The following is a 21,066-nucleotide window of genomic DNA, read 5'->3' on the forward strand; positions in this document are numbered from 1 at the left end:
CTTTGCCTACGTCGCCTTCGTCATCGATGTCTATGCCCGCCGGATCGTCGGCTGGCGGTCCTCGACCTCGGCCCGAACCGACTTCGTGCTCGATGCGCTGGAGCAGGCGCTGTATGCCCGCAAGCCTTTCGGCGGCGACCGGCTGATTCACCACAGCGACCGCGGTTCGCAATATGTTGGGATTCGGTACACCGAGCGGCTTGCGGAGGCTGGCCTGGAGCCTTCTGTCGGTAGCGTCGGCGACTCCTACGACAACGCCCTGGCCGAGTCGATCATCGGCCTCTACAAGGCCGAGGTCATTCACCGCCGGACGTCCTGGCCGCGCCATGACGACGTCGAGTGGGCCACGCTGAACTGGGTCGACTGGTTCAACCACCGCCGACTGCTCGAACCCATCGGCAACATCCCGCCCGCCGAAGCGGAAGCTGCCTACTATTCACAAACCCAAGAGCTCGCCATCGCGGCGTGACTCAATCGAAATGGCCTCCGGGAAAACCGGGGCGGTTCAGTGACGAGTTGTCAGCGGACTTCTTGCCTGCTGCGGTCTACAGAGTTGTAGACCATCCACGGTCGGGCCGAATGAATACCTGCACACGTTCCGTCAACAGTTTTGACGACAAGGCTGTTGACGCCGTGATTGCGTGAACCCCGCCAAGATGCACACAAAGTCGCAAACAATCAGTGAACGCCCCGTCCGTCTGTTGCGAAGGGGATGACGATTCAAACTGCACGCGGTCCCTCAACATTCTTGACGACAAGGTTGTTGACGCCGTGAAGACGTGGACCCCGAAAAGCTGCATGCAAAGTTGCTGACGATCAGGGAAAGCACCCTCCGCCTTGGGCGAAGGGGATGAAGATTCACACACCTCGCACCGTGTGATGCGGACCAGATCGGGCCTAAGTGACTGACGGAAAATAATTTCCGCCACGTACAAAAAACTATATCACCTGATAGCAAACGATCCGGATCATGGACTTAGCGCGGCACGCGCGGTTCGACACGAAATCTGGAGATTGCAATATGGACGAAACCAACACGAAGCCGATCAGGCGCTTTCTACACTTGGGCAAGAGCGTTGCGCCACAGGTTCGCGAGCGGGCCGCCCGGTGGGGCCTGGGAGAGATGGACGCCATCCACCAGCTCATACGCCTAGGTCTGCGTGCGTCGTCGGAAGAGGCCAAGGCAGGCGCGAACGATATGGACGTGAACCAGGTCGGGCGACTGGCGAAGGAAATCCTGAACCTCCAACTGGAGGCTCTGCTCTACCAGCGTGAAATGGCGGCAGACGCCACCCTTGTCTCTTTGGTTTACGAGCGGTTGACTGCCAATGATGCTGCCGCCACCAGCAAGGGTAGTTCTCCTAAGGGGAGCGCTCCTGTCGAAGGTGCTCCCGTAGATACACAGGACAAAGGCATCGAGGAACGCCGCCGGGCAGCGGCGCTGAAGAATCTCGATGACAAGGTACGCAGACTCGCTCGTCCAGCCTTCAAACAGATCTGTGACCGAGCGGTCGATACCGATGCGTCGCGCCCACAAATATGATGCCAGCGCCGCTGTCGGAGGCGCATTGAATGCCCGAGATAAACCTGTGGCCAGGGGCTCGGACGGCTCCTATTTCGGAGGCAGCAGCCGTGAGAGCTTGGTCGGCTGTCCCTCACGAAGCTCGATGATGTGGTCTGGTTCCGACGCGAACCATGCGAACGATCCCCATGCGATTTCGGTAACGCTCTTCTTGAACTGCGACGAGCCCCGGTCCATGAATGCGGTGAGGAACGCGAGATGCCGCTCGTCGAAGCCGGCCTCCAACGCGAGCGTGGTCAGCACCACCTTCCGCTCGCGGCTAACGGGTCCGTCTGACGCGACGACTTCGGCGAAAACGACGAGCATGTCCGACCCGCTAACGTCCTCTCCTAGGTCAACCAGGATGATGTCTGGCAGCGCTTTAGATGGGTCAATCTTCAACCCGAGAGCGGTAGCCAATCCCTCGTCACGCGCGACCACTTTGTTGCCGGACTCAGAAAGCCACAGGACGGCGGGTTGCTTCAGGAATTTCGGCGCAAAGACTTCGATAACAGCTTTCGCGATTGAACTTGAGGGTCCAGGTGCAAGGCTTCTCTTCTCCCCGTTCGGGAAAGTGACGACCACGGCGTCACGGGCGACGGCTGCTCCCTGCTTAACCAGTCTGGCCCTCGATAGCGCAGCCTTCGAGAGGTGTGAATCGCGCCATGCAGCTATGGCGACACCGAGGTCTGCGCCTGACAAGCTCGGGTCAAACAGCGCCGCAAATTCTGCCTCAAGGGCGTACTTGGGCAGCGAAGAAGTAGTAGGGATCCCCTCGCGTTCAATCACTGCACGGCACACGATCAGACCGCTGCGAAGGGTTTCGTCCCGCACAGGTTCGCGACTGTTCGGTGCGTACCATGGTTTTGCTGGCCGATCCTTTTTGCTTGAAAGCGACTGCGCGGTCCAAGCCTTGCGAGCTTCGTCGTCGGCCTGAGCAGCCTGCTCATCAGACATGTCGGTAACCTGGCTCGGACGAATCCAGCGGTCAGCTCCTTGGACGGCGCCGACGTAGAACATCACGAACACTGTCCGCGCCGCCATCTCGCGGACAACATAGTTCCGGTTTTCAGTGCCCTCAGGAAATATTTCCGGCAGCCTGGCGGCGATCAATTGAACGGAAGGCACGAGGGGCAGCGAGGCCATCACGACAACACCCCGTAGAAGGATGCGACCTTCTTTTCAATGGCCGGCTTCCCGGCTCCAAATGAGATGAAGCGCTCCAGCTCCGCGAGCTGGACGGCCGTCGGCAGTGGCAGCGCCTGTAACTCGTAAGCAGACACGGCAACACTGCCGCTGATGCAACGAAACACGCGGTCAACAGCCTCCGTGTTGAGCAGCTCTGCGATGGTACTTGCCGACACCATTCCTTTGCAGGACTCGGGCACGTACACCAAGTTCAGGTGATTCTCGACCACGGCCCCGCCATGCTTATCGAGGAACGCTTGGGGGATAACCGCTGCAAGGAGCCTTCGGGTCTGTTCCTTGGACGTGGTGCGCTGTACGAGAACGCTCGCGCGTTTAGTTACGAGGTGAGGCTGGCCTTCGCGCACGGCAAGAAACGGGACGTGGCTACGCTTGTTGGCAGCGAACGAGAATCCGGATTGCGTCACGGACTCGGCCCAGATCAATGGCAAGGCACCGCGCTCGGATGAGGTGCGGAGCTGGTCACGATGTCGGTTCCAGACCAACTGTCCCGTGGAAACCACGAAGCCGAGGTCGGAGAGACGCGTTGGCATCTTGGAGACGGCGTCCAGGAACGCGGCATCTGATGGCTTCCGGGGAAGCAGCCAAGGGCGGCCAGCCGCTGCGACCGACATGTGTCCAATCTGTTCCACGCGCGCCGCGTTCAGTCCCTTGGGAACGATCACCGAGATCGACGAGGGCGCTTTGCGACGATCCTTTGTGAACGTCGTAAGCAGGGTCTCCTGCAGCACGTCATCGAAGACGCCCTCCCGGTCGGACACAAAATCGAAGGCGACCGGAGTGGCTTGATCTGTCAGCAGCTCGCGAAGAGCCTTGAAATACTGGCCGCCGAGGAACGAGGTCGGGGTGAGGTAAGCAACCACTCCGCCAGGTTTGGCCAGGTGGAGCGCTAGATCCGTGAAAAGCCCGTAAAGATTCGCGTGGCCGTAGAGGGAGCGCGCATAGTCCGCGCGACGTTGCTGATCCAGAGTGACCCTACCGTAAGGCGGATTGCCAATCACAAGGTCGAACTGCCCGATTTCGCGCTGTCCGAGGGCGTCTGCAACGGTGACTACATCCGCCATCCTGCGCTTCGATGCTACGCAGAGCGGAAGGACTGCCGCCTCAAGCAAGACGCTAGACATCCAAGCTGCGAAGGGATCGAGTTCGATGCCCTTGAGCCGTTTGCTCAGTCGTCGCAGGGTCAATTCTGGAGAGCTGCTGCCGGCATGACGCACCATCCGCATCGCAAGCGGAGCTAGGAAGGCACCACCACCACACGCTGGATCGATCGCAGAGCCATTAGCAAAGTCGAACCCGGCCGACGCGGCCAGATCGAGCAGGCGAGACACAAGCGGGGGCGGCGTGTAGTACGCACCCAAAGAGGACCGGAGTGACGCCGGTAGCATCACCGTATAAATCGAGCCGATGAGGTACCCAGCATCTTCAACAGGGAAAGAGGCCACCAACCGACCAGCGTCCTCTGCGACGCGCCGTGCATCGAGTGCGACGACGGGCATCGATAGCGATAGGGGCTTTATCTTGATGCTCGTGCCTTGTCTCTCGCACAAAGTCTTCCAGAATGACTCGATAGCGTGTGCGCAGAAGGCACGCGCCTGCTGCACTCGCACACGGTCAGTTTTCCTGGCTTCTGCATACCCGCGCGCCATCGCCTTACAGGCGTGATACCGGGTTAGTGGGTCGGACGCATCGTCTACCCAGCTATCAATTTTTTTCTGCTGGCGCACCCAGTCAGCTCCCCTCGCCAGAAATGGCGTCTCCGCTTGTTTTTTTACCCGCAGCCGACGCGATTACGCAGCAGCTTGCAGGGCCTTCATTACGTTCACCGGATCGGCGTAGATCGCCCTCAGCAGCGCCCGAGCTGGACCCGTTGGCGTGCGGCGACCCTGTTCCCAATTCCGAAGCGTACCCACATCGACCTGCAGAACGGCTGCGAACCTGACTTGGCTTAACTTAGTTACCGCCCGTACACCTTTCACGTCAGCCGGGGCTTCTGCAGCGGGTTTGCGGGGCGGCCGTCTGCTTCTATTGATGATGCGATCAGCCTGCTTCACGCTGGTCATGAGCTGGTTGAATGTTGCTTGTTTCATGCCAGCAGAGTAGGTCGGCGACGCATGTGCGTCAATGACCTATTTTTATCCGCACTATATCCGCACTGCGAGGGTCACTTCCCCTCACCGAGACCCCATTCAGGGTCACTGAGCGTCACTTTGCATCCTGAGCGCTTTCAAATAGTTGCAGCGTTTTCAGGATGTTGCGGAGGTGGCCCGGCTTGCTTAGAAGGCCGATGCTCTATCCGACTGAGCTACGGGCGCATCGGACGACGCGGATGGTGCCTGAAATGACCGGTGCCAGCCAGCCGGGAACGGGCCTTGCGGGCCGCGAAATCCAGCCTGTCCGAGGCTCGCGCGTGGTCTGGCAGCTGCGAAGCGGCCTCTGTATAGTGCGCGGCTCGCTGCGTCTGGTCGCGGACGCGGCTTTTTGCTGTACATCCCGGAGAAACACATGAAACAGTCATTCGTCATCAGTGCCGAAGTCCGCACGGTGCACGGGAAGGGTGCGAGCCGCCGCCTGCGCCATGAGGGCAAGGTGCCCGCCATCATCTACGGTGGCAAGGAAAACCCGCAGTCGATCCAGGTCAGCCATAACGAGCTGATGAAGAGCCTGAAGTTCGAGGCCTTCTACTCGGCGATCCTGAACGTCAGCATCGACGGCAAGACCGAACAGGCCGTGCTGAAGGACCTGCACCGCCACCCGGTGCGCAACGAGGTCATGCACATGGACCTGCAGCGCATCCTCGCGGACGTGGTGCTGCGCATGCACATCCCGCTGCACTTCAAGGGCGGCGACGTCGCCCCGGGCGTGAAGGTCGGCGGTGGCGTGGTTGAGCACCAGCAGATCCAGGTCGAGGTCGAGTGCCTGCCGAAGGACCTGCCGGAATACATCGAGGTCGACCTGTCGAACCTCAACGTCAACGAAGCCGTGCACCTGTCGCAGCTGTCGCTGCCGGAAGGCGTCAGCTTCTATGAGCTGAAGCACGGCAACGACGTGTCGGTCGCCGCGATCCACCTGCCGCGCCAGTCGGCTGCCGAGGCGGAAGCCGAAGCCGCGCCGGCCGCAGATGCCAAGGCCAAGCCGGCTGCCAAGGCGGCCCCGGCCGCGAAGGCGGCGCCGGCGGCCAAGGCTGCGCCTGCGAAGAAGAAGTAAGGCTCCCGGACGCGGACCTCGCGTCCCGGCAGCACACGACCCGTCCGTTCGCCAGCCGAACGGGCGGGTTTTTCATGATGCGAAGCGGAGCGCGTGACCGATGTCGGACAGCCGCCTGCGCGCCATCGTCGGCCTTGGCAACCCCGGGCCCGAGTACGAGCGGACGCGCCACAACACCGGATTCTGGTTCGTCGACCAGCTGGCCGAAGCGCATCGCGGCAGCTTCCGCTTCGAGGCCAAGTTTAAGGGCGACCTGGCCCGCATCCGCATCGGCAGCCATGAAGTCCTGCTGCTGAAGCCGCAGACCTACATGAACAAGAGCGGTGACGCGATCCAGCCGCTGGCGGCGTTCTACAAGCTGGCGCCGGCCGACATCCTGGTGGCGCACGACGAACTCGACCTGCCGGTCGGCACCATGAAGCTCAAGCGCGCCGGCGGCCACGGCGGCCACAATGGCTTGCGCAGCGTGCATCAGCAGCTCGGCCCGGATTACCTGCGGCTCAGGATCGGCATCGGCCATCCTGGCACCAAGGACCAGGTGCTCGGCTACGTGCTCGGCCGGCCGAACGGCGATGACGACAAGCGGATCCGCGACGGCCTGATCGACGCGATGAACGTGATGCCGCTGTGGCTCGACCAGACGCTGGAAAAGGCCATGCAGCAGTTGCACAGCACTCCCCTACCCAAAACGCAGCAGTAACGCAGCACGCAAGGATTTCGAAACCATGGGCATTCAATGCGGCATCGTCGGTCTCCCGAACGTCGGCAAGTCGACCCTGTTCAACGCGCTGACCAAGGCGCAGATCGCCGCCGAGAACTATCCGTTCTGCACCATTGACCCGAACGTCGGCGTGGTCGGCGTGCCGGACCCGCGCCTCGAGGCGCTGGCCAAGATCGTCAAGCCGCAGAAGATCCTGCCGGCCACCGTCGAGTTCGTCGACATCGCCGGCCTGGTCGAAGGTGCCGCCGAAGGCAAGGGCAAGGGCAACGCCTTCCTGTCGCACATCCGCGATACCGACGCGATCGCCCACGTGGTGCGCTGCTTCAAGAACGACGACGTGATCCACGTGATGGACCACGTCGACCCGATCCGCGACATCGAGGTGATCGGCACCGAACTGGCGCTGGCCGATCTCGAGCGCGTGACCAAGGCGCTGGAGCGCTCGAACAAGCTGGCCAAGAGCGGCAATGCCGAGGCGATCGCCCGCAGCGCCTGCCTGAGCCGCGTGCAGGCGCATCTGAACAACGCCGAAGCCGTGCGCGGCATGAGTCTGGACGCCGACGAGCGCGCCATCGTCAAGGAACTGCAGCTGATCACCGCCAAGCCGGGTCTGTACATCGCCAACGTCGATGAAGCGGGCCTGGGCGGCAACGAGTACGTCGCGCGCGTGCAGGCGCTGGCGGCCAAGGAAGGCGCGCAGGTGGTGGTGGTCTGCGCCCAGATCGAGGCCGAGATCGCTCAGCTCGACGAGGCCGACAAGAAGGACTTCCTCGACTCGCTGGGGCTGGAGGAACCGGGCCTGAACCGGGTGATCCGCAGCGCCTACAACCTGCTCGGCCTGCAAACCTACTTCACTGCCGGCGTGCAGGAAGTGCGCGCCTGGACGGTCAAGGTCGGCGCCACCGGCCCGCAGGCGGCTGGCGTCATCCATACCGATTTCGAGCGCGGTTTCATCCGCGCCGAAGTGATCGCCTACGACGACTACATTGCCTACAAGGGCGAGGCCGGCGCCAAGGAAGCCGGCCGCTGGCGCCTGGAAGGCAAGGACTACATCGTCGCCGAGGGCGATGTCATGCACTTCCGCTTCAACGTCTGATCCCGATCCGGCTGCCGGCACCTGTGCGCCGGCAGCCGTTGCCCCACCCGCTCACCGGAGTCGCCATGCCTTCCTTCGACGTTGTCTCCGAAGTCGACAAGCACGAACTGACCAACGCCGTCGACCAGGCGCGCCGGGATCTCGGCAACCGCTATGACCTGCGCGGCACCGATGCCCGCTTCGAGCACGACGAGAACGTCATCACCCAGTTCGCGCCGACCGAATACCAGCTCGACCAGCTGCTGGAAATGCTGCGCCTGCGGCTCGCCGGCCGGCATATCGATCTGCGCTGCATCGAGCTGGGCGATGTCGAGACCAATCTCGCCGGCGCACGCCGCAAGATCACCATCAAGCAGGGCATCGAGCAGGCGCAGGCGAAGAAGATCATTGCCCGCATCAAGGAAGCCAAGCTCAAGGTCGACTGCCAGATCAACGGCGAGAAGCTGCGCATCAACGGCAAGAAGCGCGACGACCTGCAGCTGACCATCGCCTTCCTGAAGAAGGCCGATCTGGAGCTGCCGCTGCAGTTCGAGAATTTCCGCGACTGAGGCGGGCCGCACCGCATGGCGGGCAGCGGCGGCGGCCGCTACGCTGCCGGGGTTGTTCCCCGTCCAGCCACTTCGTCCGGAGAAGCCAGATGACGCTCTGCCCGATTGCCCTTGCTGTTGGTTGCAAGAAGTGCCCCGCTTTCAAGATCTGCCCCGCCACCGGCATCCTCGGTGACCAGAAGAAGAGCAAGGACGGCGACGCGCCGGACAAGAAGGGCTGAACGCGCGCCGCACCTCGACTTCCCGTCATCCTGCTGAATCTCACCCGCCGGCCGCTGCCGGCGGGTGCTCCGCCGGTCCGCTTCCGCCGCAACGACCGGCGCCCCGGTGCGAATCATCGCCCGGCATCCTGCTCCGCAGGCCCCACCCGCCAACCTTCCCGACAGCCTGCTGCCGGGTGCGGTCTTGCGCGCGGCCTGCGGCGGCCTTGCGTTCATGCGCCATTTCCGACCGTTGATCGGCGCTCCAAACGGCCTGAAATCCGTTGATGGCGATGGTTCGCACCGTCCATCCGCACGGCGCTGATCGCGCTCGGCGCGTTCCCAGAATCCGCCCACCCCTGCGACACCGCCCGTCGTCGGCCAGGGCCTTCCAAACGCAAGTGCACCGAGGAGACAGCAGCAATGATCCACAAGAAAGCCGGTTACGCCCTGGCCCTTTCCACCGCCATGCTGGCCGCAGCCTGCGGCGGCGGAGGCGGCGGCAGCAACAGCAATGACAATCCCTCCGGTGGCGGCACCACGCCGACGCCGCAGTCGCTGACCGTGGCCGGCCCGCTCGACACCGTGCAGACCGCCGTCACTTCGACCGTGTTCGTGCCGCTGGTGTCGGCCACCGCCGGCACGCCGCTGCAGCCGGTGCTGCTGTGCGCCAACGGCATCGCCACGCGCAATCTGCTCGACGTCGCCGACGCCTTTGCCAACGGCCTGGCCAGTCCGTCGACGCTGCTGACCACCGCGCCGCAGCAGGCGCAGCTGGCGGCGGCCGCGCTGGTCGGCAACCTGTCCGGCCTGCTGACCGCGCTGAACGGCACCCAGAGCTGCCTTGGCGGCAGCACCGCGCCGACCGCCGGCATCCCGACCACCAACCCGCTGGCGGGCACACCGCTGGCCGCGCTCGGCGATCAGCTGCTGCCGGTGCTGCTGTCGGCTTCGCAGCAGCTGGCACCGGGTGCCGGCGGCGTGTCCTCGCCGCTCAGCGCCGTGCAGCTGGCCGGCATCGTCGAACAGCTGAGCAATGCTTTCAGCACCGGTCTGGCCGCGCTGCCGCCCGACGTGCTGACCGCGCCGATCCTCGGCGGCTCGCTGGTGACCGTCGATGACGCGCTGTCGCAGCTGGCCTCGCTGACCAGCCTCGCCTCCTCCGGCGGCACGCCGCAGGCGCTGGCCGCCTCGCTGCAGACGCTGGCGGAAAGCGTGATCGGCAACCTGCTGACCCAGGTGGTGCCGGTGACCAACCTGCAGTCGCTGGCCGGCGTCGGTGCGCCGACCGACCTGCTGGCCACGCTGCAGGGCGCAGTCGCCACGCTGACCGCCGGCCTCGGCACCAGCCCGACGACGCCGCTGCCGGCCAACCCGCTGAGCGGCGCCGGCTTTGACGGCCTGACCGGCGTCATCAACCAGCTGGTCACTTCGCTGCCGACCGCGCTGACCGGCACCGCCGGACTGACGCCGCTGGCCGCTGCGCTCGGCCAGGTGCAGACGCTGCTCGGTTCGCTGCTCGGCATCGTCGGCGGCGGTACCGGTGGCATCGGCGGTGGCGGCTCGGGTAGCGGCTGCCTGCTCGGCTTCCTCGGCCTGTGCCGGTCGACCTGATCCACGCCTACGCTGAACGAAAAGGCCGCCTTCGGGCGGCCTTTTCCGTTCTGGTGGCCGGCGCGCGGCTCAGGCGTCGATGCAGGTGCCGACCTCGCGGATCTCGATGCTGGCCCAGGCCGCCGCCGGACATTCGGCGGCCAGCGCGATGGCATCGGCGCGACGGTCGACCGCCAGCAGGAAGAAGCCGCCGAGCATCTCCTTGGTTTCGGCGAACGGCCCGTCCAGCAGCTGCGGCTGGCCGTCGCGCAGGCGCAGCGTCGTCGCCTCGGCATCGGGCTTCAAGGCTTCGGCGGCGCGCAGCAGGCCCCGGTCGGCCAGGCTGGCGCCGTAGCGGAGCATGGCCTGGTACTCGTTCTGCGCCTCGGCAGGGCTGCGCTGGCGGCGGCGGCCGCGGTCTTCGTGGATCAGCAGTGCAAAGGCCATGTCGGAACGGATCGATGCGGAGGGAAGCCCGATGGTAGTCAAGCGGCCGATGGCCCGTCCGCCGCCCGGCAGGCGACGGCGCGCGCCTGCAGCAGGTCGCGCTCGCGGGCATTGCGGGCCAGGGCTGCCGCCCGTTCGAACTCGACGGCCGCCTCGCCATGCCGGCCGAGCCTCATCAGCAGATCGGCGCGCACGCTGGGCAGCCAGTGGTAGCCGGACAGGCCCGCTTGCGAGCCGAGGGCGTCGACCAGCGGCAGCGCCGCCGCCGGGCCGTCGCGCATCGACATCGCCACCGCTCGGTTCAGTGCCACCACCGGCGACGGGGTGAGGGCCAGCAGCGCGTCGTAGGTCGCCACCATCGCCGGCCAGTCGGTGTCGGCGGCGCTGGCCGCCCGGGCATGCACGGCCGCCAGCCCCGCCTGCAGCGTGTAGGCGCCGCGCATTGGCGACAGCGCTTCGGCCCGCGCCAGCGCCGCCAGCCCGCGCTGGATCAGCAGACGATCCCAGCGGCTGCGGTCCTGGTCCGGCAGCAGGATCGGCGTGCCGTCGGCCGCCGTCCGCGCCCGCAGCCGCGAGGCCTGCAGCTCCATCAGCGCCACCAGCCCGCAGACTTCCGCTTCGTTGGGCGCCAGACCGGCGAGGATGCGGCCCAGCCGCAGCGCTTCGTCGCAGAGCGCCGGCCGCGTCCAGTGATCGCCGGCGGTGGCGGCGTAGCCCTCGTTGAAGATCAGGTAGATCACCCCGAGCACGGCGCCGAGCCGGGCGCTCAGCGCCGCGCCCTGCGGCAGCTCGAACGGCACGCCGGCCTCGCCGAGCGTGCGCTTGGCGCGGACGATGCGCTGGGCAATGGTCGCTTCCGGCACCAGGAAGGCGCGGGCGATCTCGTCGGTACTCAGGCCGCCGAGCAGGCGCAGGGTCAGCGCCGCCTGCGCCTCGGCGGACAGGCGCGGATGGCAGGCGATGAACATCAGCCGCAGCAGATCGTCGCCGACCGGGTTGTCGTCGATCTCGTCGGGGGCCGCCTGGGCCTCGCGCAGCCGGGTTTCGACGTCGTACACCAGCGCATCCTCGTGCACGCGATGCAGGCGCTCGTGCCGCAGGCGGTCGATCGCGCGATGCGTCGCGGTGGTCATCAGCCAGGCGCCGGGTCGATCCGGGACGCCGTCGGTCGGCCAGCGTTCGAGCGCCGCCAGCAGCGCGTCCTGCGCCAGTTCCTCGGCAAGGCCGACATCGCGCACCCGGCGCAGCAGCGCTGCGATCAGCGTGGCGGCCTCGATGCGCCAGATCGCCGCGATGCGGGCGCCGATGGCGGCATCCGGCGGCCCGCCGGCAGTCATGGCGCGATCACGGCGTCGCCACCGCAGGCGCGCCGTCGGCTGCCGGCTTCGGCTTCAGCAGTAGTGCGCCTAGGAACGCCGCCAGCAGCGCGAAGCCGGTGCCCCAGACGAAGGCCAGCTGGTGGCCGCCGGCCAACGCCACGGTGTCGACGGCGCCGCCCGCCCGCAGCGTGCGGGTTTCGGCATCGGCGACGCTGGCGAGTACCGCCAGCCCCAGCGCGCCGCCCATCATGAAAGCGGTATTGACGACGCCGGAGGCCAGCCCCGCTTCGGCCGGATCGACATCGTTCATCGCCGCCAGCAGCACCGGGTTGAACGCCAGCCCGGCGCCGAGACCGAGCAGCAGCATGCCGGGCAGCACGTCGACCAGATAGCGGCCATCCAGCGGCACGCGGGCGAACAGCGCCAGCCCGATCGCGGCGATCAGCAGGCCCAGCCACATCGGCGTGCGCAGGCCGTAACGCACCACGATGCGCGCCGACAAGCCCAGCGAGAACGCCGCCATGATCAGGTCGGCCGGCACGAAGGCCAGCCCGACCGCGAGCGCGTCGTAGCCGAGCACCAGCTGCAGGTACAGCGCGGTGATCACGAACCAGGCGAACATCGCCGCCGACCACAGCACGCCGACGACATTGGCCACGGCGATGTTGCGATGGCGGAACAGGCCCAGCGGCATCAGCGGCGAAGCGACCCGCGCCTCGATGACCAGGAAGGCGACGAACAGCAGCAGCGCCAGCGCCAGCAGGCCGAGCGTCTGCAGCGAGGCCCAGCCCTGCTCGTTGCCGCCGACCACCGCGTAGACGGCCAGCATCAGCGCGCTGGTGATGGTCAGTGCGCCGGCCCAGTCGAGCCGTCCCGGCTGGGTCTGCCCGGTGCCGCCCGGCAGCAGCCGCAGGCAGCCGAAATAGACCAGCACGCCGATCGGCAGATTGACCAGGAACACCCAGTGCCAGCTGAACGCCGAGGTCAGCACGCCGCCGAGAAAGCCGCCGATGCTGCCGCCCGCCGCGCAGATGAAACCGTAGACGCCCATCGCCCGGGCGCGGTCGGCCTCCTCGGTGAACAGGTTCATGATCAGCGACAGCGCCACCGCAGTGACCACCGCCCCGCCGACCCCCTGCACGGCCCGGGCCGTGACCAGCAGCGCCTGGGTCGCCGCCAGTCCGCAGGCCAGCGAGGCGGCAGTGAACAGCACCAGTCCGGCCAGAAACAGCCGCCGGTGGCCGTACAGGTCACCGAGCCTGCCGCCCAGCAGCAGGAAGCCGCCGAAGGTCAGCATGTAGGCATTGACCACCCAGACCAGCGCGGTGTTGGAAAAGCCGAGATCGGTCTTCATCGACGGCAGCGCCACCGTGACGATGGTGGTGTCGAGCACGATCATCAGCACGCCGATGCACAGCACGTACAGCGCCAGCCAGCGGCGCGATCCTTCCAGCGTCGTCATTGCTGCAGCTCCGGGGGTGACGAGGTTTGTCGTCGACGGTTGCCGGCGGCGTTCATCAGGGCATCGGCTTCAGGCAGTTGATCATCCACGGCGTGCCGTAGCGATCGTGGACGATACCGAAGCGCTGCGCCCAGAAGGTTTCCGCGATCGGCATCACCGGCGTGCCGCCTTCGGCCAGCGCCGCGTAGAGCCGCTCGGCCTCGGCAATGCTGTCGACCTGCAGGTTGAGGCTGAAGCCGGTCGGCTTCGGACTGCCCGGCGGCGCATCGCCGCCCATCAGCGACTGCTCGCCAAATACCAGATGGGCGTGCATGACCCAGTGGCGCGACTCGGGCGGCAGTTGATCGGCGATCGGCGCATCGGCCTGGGTCATCATCGCCACGATCCGGCCGCCGAACAGCTCGGCGTAGAACGTGAAGGCTTCGCGGCACTGGCCCTGAAAGCCGAGGTAGGGATGGAGTTGCATGTCGAACGGCTCCTGGAGGGTGATGGGGACGGATCAGGCCGTGCCGGCCTGCGACGGGCGGGCCATCTGCTCGCGCAGCCGGTCTTCCTGGGCCTGCAGCTCCGGCGTGAGTTCGGCGCCGAAATCGGCCGCCTCGAAGACCTGCCGCAGTTCGACTTCGCAGCCATCGGCCATCGGCGTCGGACAGCGCTTCAGCCACTCGATCGCTTCCTCCTTCGAGCGCACCTGCCAGAGCCAGAAGCCGGCGATCAGCTCCCGGGTTTCCGCGAACGGGCCGTCGATCACCGTTCGCGCCGAGCCGTTGAAGCGCACGCGCGCGCCCTTGGCACTGGGGTGCAGGCCCTCGCCAGCCAGCATCACGCCGGCCTTGACCAGTTCCTCGTTGTAGCGGCCCATCTCGGTCAGCAACTGCTCGCTCGGCATGACGCCGGCTTCCGAATCGGCATCGGCCTTGATGATCACCATGAATCGCATGTCCAAGCTCCTGTGGGGTCGGGCAACGCCGGAAGTGGGCGCTGTACAGGGACGACGAATCAGAGGGCGCGAAATCGACAGCGGTCGCGAGATTTTCTCGTGCTTTCCGCCAAGCCCCTGATCGGCAGCGATTTATTGTTGGCCCGCCGAACTCGCAACGGCGCCTTGCTAGGCTTGGCCGATGAAACCGCCCGCGCGACGACCGCCCCAGCGTGCCGACACCGCCCCGCCCCGTCACGGACTGGCGCGGGTGCTGTCGAAACTCGGCGTCTGCTCGCGCAGCCAGGCCGAAAGCGCGATCCGCGACGGCCGGGTGGCGGTCAACGGCCGCGTCGAGCGCAACCCCGAACGGCCGAGTGATGCCGGCCGCGAGCGGATCACGCTCGACGGCCAGCCGGTGGCTGCGGCCGCGAAGCGCTACATCGCCGTCAACAAGCCGCGCGGCATCGTCGTGACGGCAGCCGACGAGCGCGGCCGCGACACCATCTACGCGCTGCTGGCCGACGCCGGGCTGCCGTGGCTCGGCCCGGTCGGCCGGCTCGACAAGGCCAGCGAAGGCCTGCTGCTGCTATCCAACGACACGGTCTGGGCGGCCGGCATCACCGAGCCTGCCGGCGCGCTCGAAAAGACCTATCACGTGCAGGTGGCCGGTATTCCCGATGCCGCCGCGCTGGCGGCGATGGAAGCCGGCATCGTCGATCAGGGCGAGCGGCTGGCTGCCCGCCGCGCGACCCTGCTGCGCAGCGGCGACAAGAACGCCTGGCTGGAAGTGGTGCTCGACGAAGGCCGCAACCGCCATATCCGCCGCCTGCTCGACGCGCTCGGTTACGACACCCTGCGGCTGCTGCGGGTGTCGATCGGCCGACTGGCGCTGGGCACGCTGGCCAAGGGCGCCTGGCGCGATCTGACCGCCGAGGAAGTGGCTGCGCTGCGCCAGCCGTAAGGCAGGTCTCGACCCGCCCGGCGCTAGGTCCGCCGAGGCCGCTTCGGCGCCGCAAGCCCCTGGGTGATCGCCTCGAAGGCCTGGTCGACGGTATCGACCATCAGCAGCGCATCGGCATCGGCCCGGGAAATCAGACCGCGCTCGACCAGCCGGTCGAAGTTCACCAGCCCGTCCCAGAACTCGCGGCCGAACAGCACCACCGGCATCGGCCGGGCCTTGCCGGTCTGGGTCAGGGTCAGCGCCTCGAACAGCTCATCGAGCGTGCCGAAGCCGCCGGGGAACACCACGAAGGCTTCCGCCACGTTCATGAACCAGAACTTGCGCATGAAGAAGTAGTGGAACTCGAACGAGTGATCCTCCTTCACGAACGGGTTGAGGTGCTGCTCGAACGGCAGCGAGATGTTGAAGCCGATGTTCAGGTTGCGGTCGACCCGGGCGCCGCCCTCGTGCGCGGCTTCCATGATCCCCGGGCCGCCGCCAGTGCACAGGAAATAGCGCTCGTCCGGCGCGTGGCTGTCGAGCGTCCAGCGGGCGAAGCGCTCGGCCAGGTCGGCCGCCAGCGCGTAGTAGTCCGGCGTCGAAGTCTTGCCCGGCGCCGGCTGCAGCCGGCGGGTGCGCGCGGAGCCGAACATGATGATCGCCCGCTTGACGCCTGCCGCTTCCAGGCGCGTCTTCGGCTCCAGGTATTCGCAGAGGATGCGCACGCTGCGCGCCTCGTCGCCGAGCAGGAAATCCTGGTTGGTGTAGGCCTTGGTCATGCGTCGGGGGTCCTGGGTGGTCTGCGAGTCGGCAACGCCGGCAACGATACCCAAAAAGCTGGGCGGGACGCCGTGGCAAGCCGGCCTGGCTTCAGGGCAGCGCCGGCTTCGGCGCCTTGTGCTCGGGGAACAGGTTTTCCTCGAGCAGTGCGCACAGGATGTGGATGATCAGGATGTGGCATTCCTGGATGCGCGGCGTGTGCGTCGACGGCACGCACAGCGCGTGTTCGGCGATGTCGCGGGCACGGCCGCCGGCACCGCACAGCGCGATGCGGGTGATGCCGCGCCGCGCCGCCGACTCGAAAGCCTTCAGCACGTTCTTCGAGTTGCCCGAGGTGGTGATGCCGATGAACAGGTCGCCGGGCTGGCCCAGTGCCTCGATCTGGCGGGCGAACAGGTGCTCGTAGCCGTAATCGTTGCCGATCGCCGTCATGCCCGAGGTATCGGTGGACAGCGAGATCGCCGGCAGGCCAGGCCGGTCGTATTCGAAGCGCGCCACCAGTTCCGCCGCCAGATGCTGGGCATCGGCCGCCGAACCGCCGTTGCCGCCGACCAGCACCTTGTTGCCGCGCCGGAACACCTCGATGCATAGCCGGACCACCGCGCCGATCGCGTCGAGCAGCGCGGTGTCGGCGAGCAGCGCCTGCTTGACCGCGATCGAATCGGCGACATACGCGGCGATCGCATCGCGGCTCACCGGGATGCGGTTCGGGAACGCGGCATCGGCCGGCGTCGCGGGATCGAGATGCAGGTTCATCGGCTGGGTCGGAGCTCGGATCGGGACCGGATTGTACGGCGGGGCCACGCCGTTACTGCTGCGCCGGATCAGTGGATAGTGGGACGGTCGCCGAAGGTTTCAATGCGGCTTGAAAGGAGGTACCGCGTCCGCAGCTTGCCAGCATCCCGGCGCGATGGCGCCCCTGATCTCACCGAGGTTCCTCCATGCGAATGGAAAAATTCACCAGCCGTTTCCAGCAGGCGCTTGCCGATGCGCAGAGCCTGGCGGTCGGCCGCGACCACAACCAGATCGATCCGGCGCACGTGCTGCAGGCGCTGCTCGACCAGGACGGCGGCTCGACCTTGCCGCTGCTGGCGCAGAGCGGCGTCAACATCGACGCGCTGAAACCGAAGCTCGCCGCACTGCTCGACAATCTGGCCAAGGTCGGCCACCCGACCGGCGAGGTCAACGTCGGCGCCGATCTGGCGCGCCTGCTGAACCTGACCGACAAGCTCGCGCAGCAGCGCAAGGATCAGTTCATTTCCACCGAGCTGTTCGTGCTGGCGCTGGTCGACGACAAGTCCGCGCTTGGCAAGGCGCTGCGCGATACCGGCGCCAGCAAGGCCGGCATCGAGCGGGCGATCACCGCGATGCGCGGCGGTGCAAAGGTGGATTCGGCCGGTGCCGAGGACCAGCGCCAGGCGCTGGAGAAGTACACGATCGACCTCACGGCGCGCGCCATGAGCGGCAAGCTCGATCCGGTGATCGGCCGCGACGAGGAAATCCGTCGCGTCATCCAGGTGCTGTCACGTCGCACCAAGAACAACCCGGTGATCATCGGCGAGCCCGGCGTCGGCAAGACCGCGATCGTCGAAGGCCTAGCCCAGCGCATCGTCAACGGCGAAGTGCCGGAGGGCCTGAAGAACCGCCGCCTGCTGTCGCTCGATCTCGGCGCGCTGATTGCCGGTGCCAAGTTCCGCGGCGAGTTCGAGGAACGCCTGAAGGCGCTGCTCAACGACCTCGGCAAGACCGACGGCACGGTGATCCTGTTCATCGACGAGATCCATACCCTGGTCGGCGCCGGCAAGGCCGAAGGCTCGATGGACGCCGGCAACATGCTGAAGCCCGCGCTCGCGCGCGGCGAGCTGCACTGCATCGGCGCGACCACGCTCGACGAGTACCGCAAGTACGTCGAGAAGGACGCGGCACTGGAGCGCCGCTTCCAGAAGGTGCTGGTCGGCGAGCCGAGCGTCGAGGACACGGTCGGCATCCTCCGGGGCCTGAAGGATCGCTACGAAACCCACCACAACGTCGAGATCACCGACGGCGCGCTGATCGCGGCCGCCAAGCTCAGCCACCGCTACATCACCGACCGCAACCTGCCGGACAAGGCGATCGACCTCGTCGATGAAGCCGCCTCGCGCGTGCGCATCGAAAGCGATTCCAAGCCGGAGTCGATGGATCGGCTGGAACGCCGGCTGATCAGCTTGAAGATCCAGCGCGAAGCGCTGAAGAGCGAGACCGACGAGGGCGCCAAGCGCTCGCTGGAAACGCTCGATGCCGAGATCGCCAAACTGGAGCGCGAGTACTCCGACCTCGAGGAAAAGTGGAAGGCCGAAAAGGCAAGCGTGGCCGGCAGCGCCGGTGTCCGCGAGGAGCTGGAGCGGGTCAAGGTTGATCTCGAAGCGGCGCGCCGCTCGGGCGATCTCGCCCGCATGGCCGAGCTGCAGTACGGCCGCATTCCGGAGCTGGAGAAGCAGCTGGCCGCCGCCAGCACGACCACGCAGGCGAAGTTCGAGCTGCTGCGCACCAAGGTTTCCGAGGAAGAGATTGCCGAGGTGGTCGGCCGCTGGACCGGCATCCCGGTCTCGAAGCTGCTCGAAGGTGAGCGCGACAAGCTGCTGCGCCTCGAAGACACACTGCGCCAGCGCGTGGTCGGCCAGGAAGAAGCGCTGACCTCGGTCGCCAACGCGATCCGTCGCTCGCGCGCCGGCCTGTCGGACCCGAACCGTCCGATCGGCTCGTTCCTGTTCCTCGGCCCCACCGGCGTCGGCAAGACCGAGCTGTGCAAGTCGCTGGCCGGCTTCCTGTTCGACACCGAGGAAGCGATGGTCCGCCTCGACATGAGCGAGTTCATGGAGAAGCACTCCGTGGCGCGGCTGATCGGCGCGCCTCCGGGCTATGTCGGCTACGACGAGGGCGGCTACCTGACCGAAGCCGTGCGCCGCCGGCCGTATTCGCTGGTGCTGCTCGATGAAGTCGAGAAGGCCCACCCGGACGTCTTCAACGTGCTGCTGCAGGTGCTCGACGACGGCCGCCTGACCGATGGCCAGGGCCGCACCGTGGACTTCCGCAACACCGTCGTGGTGATGACCTCGAACCTCGGCTCCCAGCTGATCCAGGAGCTGATGGGCAATGCCGCGACGCGCGACGACTACGCGGCGATCAAGGAAGGCGTGATGAATGTCGTCGGCCAGCATTTCCGGCCGGAGTTCATCAACCGCATCGACGAGGCCGTGGTGTTCAAGCCGCTGGCGGCAGCGCAGATCCGCGCGATTGCCGGCATCCAGACCGCGTATCTGAACAAGCGGCTGGCCGAGCGGCAGATCGGCATCCGGTTCACCGATGCGGCGCTGGAGAAGCTCGCCGAAGCCGGCTACGACCCGGTCTACGGTGCCCGGCCGCTGAAGCGGGCGATCCAGACGCGGGTCGAGAACCCGCTGGCGAACCTGATCCTGAACGGCTCGTTCGCCGCCGGCGACACCGTGCTGGTCGATGCCGGCCCGTCCGGGCTGGTGTTCAACCACGGCTGAAGCGGGCGCCGATCGCGAAGGTCCGGTTGCCGGCCTTCGCGATCGGCAGCGGCTTTCAGGTCCGGCCGCGCCCCTCGCGGTCGCGCCGCTCGACCGCCACCGGCTCGGCAAAGTCGAGCCGAGTGAACGTGGCAGGCGCTTCGGCCAGCGCCTGCGGCCCTGGCGACAGCGCCTCGGACGAAGCGGACGCCGAGGCTGTCGCCGACAGGCTGCGCGCCACCACCACGCCCGGCAGCGGCTCTGCCGAGGTGCTGGCCGGCAGCCGGCCCAGCAGCTTCAGCGACAGCAGCACACCCAGCGCGCTGGTCAGCAGCACGCTGCCGATCCACATCGACAACGAACCGAACAGGCCGGCCGCGCCGCCGGCCGGCGTACCTGAAGCCGCAGCATTCGGGGCAGCAGCCGGCATCGCCACCGCGCCGAGCGCGGCTGCTGCCGGCAGCAGCCGCGCGCCCGGTTCGGTCATCGGGAACGCATCCGTCGCCGGTGAACCGGCCAGCGCCGCAACCGGCACAGCGACAGCAGCCGAGCTGGCCGCTGCCTCGGTCAGCCAGCGACCGTCGCTCGCCGCCAGCTGCGCCGCCAGACTTTCAGGGCGCGGGAAGCGCAGCTCGGCACCGGCCAGTGGCTGGCCGGCCACGCCGTCGAAGGCGCGCGGATTCAACCAGCGCAGCAGCATCTCGACCAGCGACAGCGGGATCGCCGTCTGCCCGCCGCGCGCACGCTCGGCCAGCGAGGCCAGCGTGTCGCCGGCGGCGATCGGCAGCCGCTGCCAGCGATCGGCGCTGGACAGCGCCTGCTCGCGCAGCCGGGTCGAGACGATGCGGTCCTGCTGCGCTTGCGCCGACGCAGCGGCAGGTCCGGCGGCTTCCGGTGGCGGTGCCGCCACGGTGGGCAACACGGCTTTTGCCGGCGGCGGCTGCACCGCCGCTACCGGTGCCGGCGGCGCTGCGGCTGCGCCCGGCCGGATCGGCACGACGGGCTGCGGCGCGGCCGCGGGAAACGCAGCGGGTGGCACCCGCGCTGGCGCGGGAACAGCGGGCGGCGCCGTCGCCTCCGGAAGCGGCGCAGCCGGCGCGGGATCGAACAGCAGGGTCAGTTCGCGGACCGCCTGGATGCGGCCATCACCGACTTCCACACGCATCTGCAGCAGCGGTTCGTGGATGGCGGTGTCGGCGCTGATCCGCAATACGTACTGGCCGCGCGGATCGAGCCGCCATTCGCGCCGCAGCCGCCGGTCCAGCTCGGTGGCAACCGCCGGATCGACGCCGCCGAAACTGACGCCGACCTTGACCGCCGCCGGCTCGACCCCGGCCGCATCGACCGGCACATCGACCCGCAGCGGCTCGAACAGCGGCGACAGCTGGCGTGGTTCGCCGATGCCCAGTGCGGCAACACCGCCGGCGGCGATCAGCAGCGCACTGGCGAGGGCGAGCAGCGCCAGCTGAGCCGGGCGGGCGCCGCCGCGCTGGCGGCGAGCCGGAACGGCGGGAAGGATCGGTGCGAGCGGGCTGGACATGCGGGGTCCCCTCAG

At 67.1% G+C, this 21,066-nt stretch carries 21 protein-coding genes; 10 read left to right on the forward strand and 11 right to left on the reverse strand.

Going from position 1 to position 21,066, the window contains the following annotated elements; genetic code table 11:
• Both ACTIGJ_RS00005 and ACTIGJ_RS00010 read left to right on the forward strand, forming a co-directional pair.
• The coding region (locus ACTIGJ_RS00005) for a DDE-type integrase/transposase/recombinase (protein WP_439638222.1) at nucleotides 1–469 on the forward strand (469 nt) is incomplete at its 5' end.
• A 552-nt stretch (nucleotides 470–1,021) separates the two neighbouring features.
• Nucleotides 1,022–1,543 (forward strand): hypothetical protein, encoded by a 522-nt coding sequence (locus tag ACTIGJ_RS00010; RefSeq protein ID WP_439638223.1) that lies wholly within the window; start codon nucleotides 1,022–1,024, stop codon nucleotides 1,541–1,543.
• Nucleotides 1,544–1,612: 69 nt separating this feature from the next.
• Here the strand turns inward: ACTIGJ_RS00010 and ACTIGJ_RS00015 are convergent, their stop codons facing one another.
• The 3 genes from ACTIGJ_RS00015 to ACTIGJ_RS00025 all read right to left on the reverse strand — a co-directional run bounded on the left by ACTIGJ_RS00015 (nucleotide 1,613) and on the right by ACTIGJ_RS00025 (nucleotide 4,857).
• The gene (locus tag ACTIGJ_RS00015; protein WP_439638637.1) at nucleotides 1,613–2,707 is read right to left on the reverse strand and encodes a BsuBI/PstI family type II restriction endonuclease; all 1,095 of its coding nucleotides are present in this window, start codon (nucleotides 2,705–2,707) and stop codon (nucleotides 1,613–1,615) included.
• On the reverse strand, nucleotides 2,707–4,494 hold the full coding sequence (locus ACTIGJ_RS00020) for an HsdM family class I SAM-dependent methyltransferase (protein WP_439638224.1): 1,788 nt from the start codon (nucleotides 4,492–4,494) through the stop codon (nucleotides 2,707–2,709). Before ACTIGJ_RS00020 ends, ACTIGJ_RS00015 begins: the two co-directional genes overlap by 1 nt.
• Nucleotides 4,495–4,557: 63 nt before the next feature.
• Nucleotides 4,558–4,857, reverse strand: a complete 300-nt coding sequence (locus ACTIGJ_RS00025; protein WP_439638225.1) for a helix-turn-helix domain-containing protein — start codon at nucleotides 4,855–4,857, stop codon at nucleotides 4,558–4,560.
• Nucleotides 4,858–5,272: 415 nt separating this feature from the next.
• Between ACTIGJ_RS00025 and ACTIGJ_RS00030 the strand changes: the two genes are divergently transcribed.
• From ACTIGJ_RS00030 to ACTIGJ_RS00055, 6 genes are all read left to right on the forward strand, one after another.
• Entirely contained in the window at nucleotides 5,273–5,974 is a 702-nt protein-coding gene (locus ACTIGJ_RS00030; RefSeq protein WP_439638226.1) for a 50S ribosomal protein L25/general stress protein Ctc, read from the forward strand.
• A gap of 100 nt (nucleotides 5,975–6,074) precedes the next feature.
• Nucleotides 6,075–6,674, forward strand: coding sequence for an aminoacyl-tRNA hydrolase (gene pth, locus ACTIGJ_RS00035; protein ID WP_439638227.1), 600 nt, complete (start codon nucleotides 6,075–6,077; stop codon nucleotides 6,672–6,674).
• A gap of 25 nt (nucleotides 6,675–6,699) precedes the next feature.
• Nucleotides 6,700–7,791, forward strand: a complete 1,092-nt coding sequence (gene ychF / locus ACTIGJ_RS00040) for a redox-regulated ATPase YchF (protein WP_439638228.1) — start codon at nucleotides 6,700–6,702, stop codon at nucleotides 7,789–7,791.
• A 65-nt stretch (nucleotides 7,792–7,856) separates the two neighbouring features.
• Nucleotides 7,857–8,339 (forward strand): YajQ family cyclic di-GMP-binding protein, encoded by a 483-nt coding sequence (locus ACTIGJ_RS00045; protein WP_439638229.1) that lies wholly within the window; start codon nucleotides 7,857–7,859, stop codon nucleotides 8,337–8,339.
• A gap of 89 nt (nucleotides 8,340–8,428) precedes the next feature.
• Complete coding sequence (locus ACTIGJ_RS00050) at nucleotides 8,429–8,560, forward strand: hypothetical protein (RefSeq protein ID WP_439638230.1); 132 nt, start codon at nucleotides 8,429–8,431, stop codon at nucleotides 8,558–8,560.
• Between the two features lie 402 nt (nucleotides 8,561–8,962).
• The gene (locus ACTIGJ_RS00055; RefSeq protein WP_439638231.1) at nucleotides 8,963–10,153 is read left to right on the forward strand and encodes a hypothetical protein; all 1,191 of its coding nucleotides are present in this window, start codon (nucleotides 8,963–8,965) and stop codon (nucleotides 10,151–10,153) included.
• Between the two features lie 69 nt (nucleotides 10,154–10,222).
• Here ACTIGJ_RS00055 and ACTIGJ_RS00060 read toward each other — a convergent pair whose 3' ends face one another.
• The 5 genes from ACTIGJ_RS00060 to ACTIGJ_RS00080 are packed head-to-tail and all read right to left on the reverse strand — an operon-like array spanning nucleotide 10,223 to nucleotide 14,300.
• Nucleotides 10,223–10,579: a YciI family protein gene (locus ACTIGJ_RS00060; protein ID WP_439638232.1), complete on the reverse strand. Its 357-nt coding sequence runs from the start codon at nucleotides 10,577–10,579 to the stop codon at nucleotides 10,223–10,225.
• Between the two features lie 38 nt (nucleotides 10,580–10,617).
• Nucleotides 10,618–11,916 carry an RNA polymerase sigma factor gene (locus tag ACTIGJ_RS00065; RefSeq protein ID WP_439638233.1) on the reverse strand — a complete coding sequence of 433 codons (1,299 nt, stop codon included), beginning with the start codon at nucleotides 11,914–11,916 and terminating at the stop codon, nucleotides 10,618–10,620.
• Nucleotides 11,917–11,923: 7 nt separating this feature from the next.
• Nucleotides 11,924–13,360 (reverse strand): DHA2 family efflux MFS transporter permease subunit, encoded by a 1,437-nt coding sequence (locus ACTIGJ_RS00070; protein ID WP_439638234.1) that lies wholly within the window; start codon nucleotides 13,358–13,360, stop codon nucleotides 11,924–11,926.
• A 55-nt stretch (nucleotides 13,361–13,415) separates the two neighbouring features.
• The gene (locus ACTIGJ_RS00075; protein ID WP_439638235.1) at nucleotides 13,416–13,826 is read right to left on the reverse strand and encodes a VOC family protein; all 411 of its coding nucleotides are present in this window, start codon (nucleotides 13,824–13,826) and stop codon (nucleotides 13,416–13,418) included.
• A 33-nt stretch (nucleotides 13,827–13,859) separates the two neighbouring features.
• Nucleotides 13,860–14,300 carry a YciI family protein gene (locus tag ACTIGJ_RS00080; protein ID WP_439638236.1) on the reverse strand — a complete coding sequence of 147 codons (441 nt, stop codon included), beginning with the start codon at nucleotides 14,298–14,300 and terminating at the stop codon, nucleotides 13,860–13,862.
• A gap of 181 nt (nucleotides 14,301–14,481) precedes the next feature.
• Between ACTIGJ_RS00080 and ACTIGJ_RS00085 the strand changes: the two genes are divergently transcribed.
• Nucleotides 14,482–15,243, forward strand: coding sequence for a pseudouridine synthase (locus tag ACTIGJ_RS00085; protein ID WP_439638237.1), 762 nt, complete (start codon nucleotides 14,482–14,484; stop codon nucleotides 15,241–15,243).
• A gap of 23 nt (nucleotides 15,244–15,266) precedes the next feature.
• Here ACTIGJ_RS00085 and ACTIGJ_RS00090 read toward each other — a convergent pair whose 3' ends face one another.
• Together ACTIGJ_RS00090 and ACTIGJ_RS00095 are read right to left on the reverse strand one after the other, a co-directional pair.
• Entirely contained in the window at nucleotides 15,267–16,001 is a 735-nt protein-coding gene (locus ACTIGJ_RS00090) for an LOG family protein (protein ID WP_439638238.1), read from the reverse strand.
• Nucleotides 16,002–16,092: 91 nt separating this feature from the next.
• The gene (locus tag ACTIGJ_RS00095) at nucleotides 16,093–16,758 is read right to left on the reverse strand and encodes a D-sedoheptulose-7-phosphate isomerase (protein ID WP_439638239.1); all 666 of its coding nucleotides are present in this window, start codon (nucleotides 16,756–16,758) and stop codon (nucleotides 16,093–16,095) included.
• Between the two features lie 185 nt (nucleotides 16,759–16,943).
• Here ACTIGJ_RS00095 and clpB point away from each other — a divergent pair, with 185 nt between their 5' ends.
• Nucleotides 16,944–19,532 carry an ATP-dependent chaperone ClpB gene (clpB, locus tag ACTIGJ_RS00100; protein WP_439638240.1) on the forward strand — a complete coding sequence of 863 codons (2,589 nt, stop codon included), beginning with the start codon at nucleotides 16,944–16,946 and terminating at the stop codon, nucleotides 19,530–19,532.
• A 55-nt stretch (nucleotides 19,533–19,587) separates the two neighbouring features.
• Here clpB and ACTIGJ_RS00105 read toward each other — a convergent pair whose 3' ends face one another.
• A complete protein-coding gene (locus tag ACTIGJ_RS00105; protein ID WP_439638241.1) occupies nucleotides 19,588–21,051 on the reverse strand; it encodes a type IV pilus assembly protein FimV in 1,464 nt (487 codons plus the stop codon).
• Between the last annotated feature and the right edge of the window lie 15 nt (nucleotides 21,052–21,066).

The organism is Nevskia sp. (assembly GCF_051860985.1).
Taxonomy (GTDB): Bacteria; Pseudomonadota; Gammaproteobacteria; order Nevskiales; family Nevskiaceae; genus Nevskia.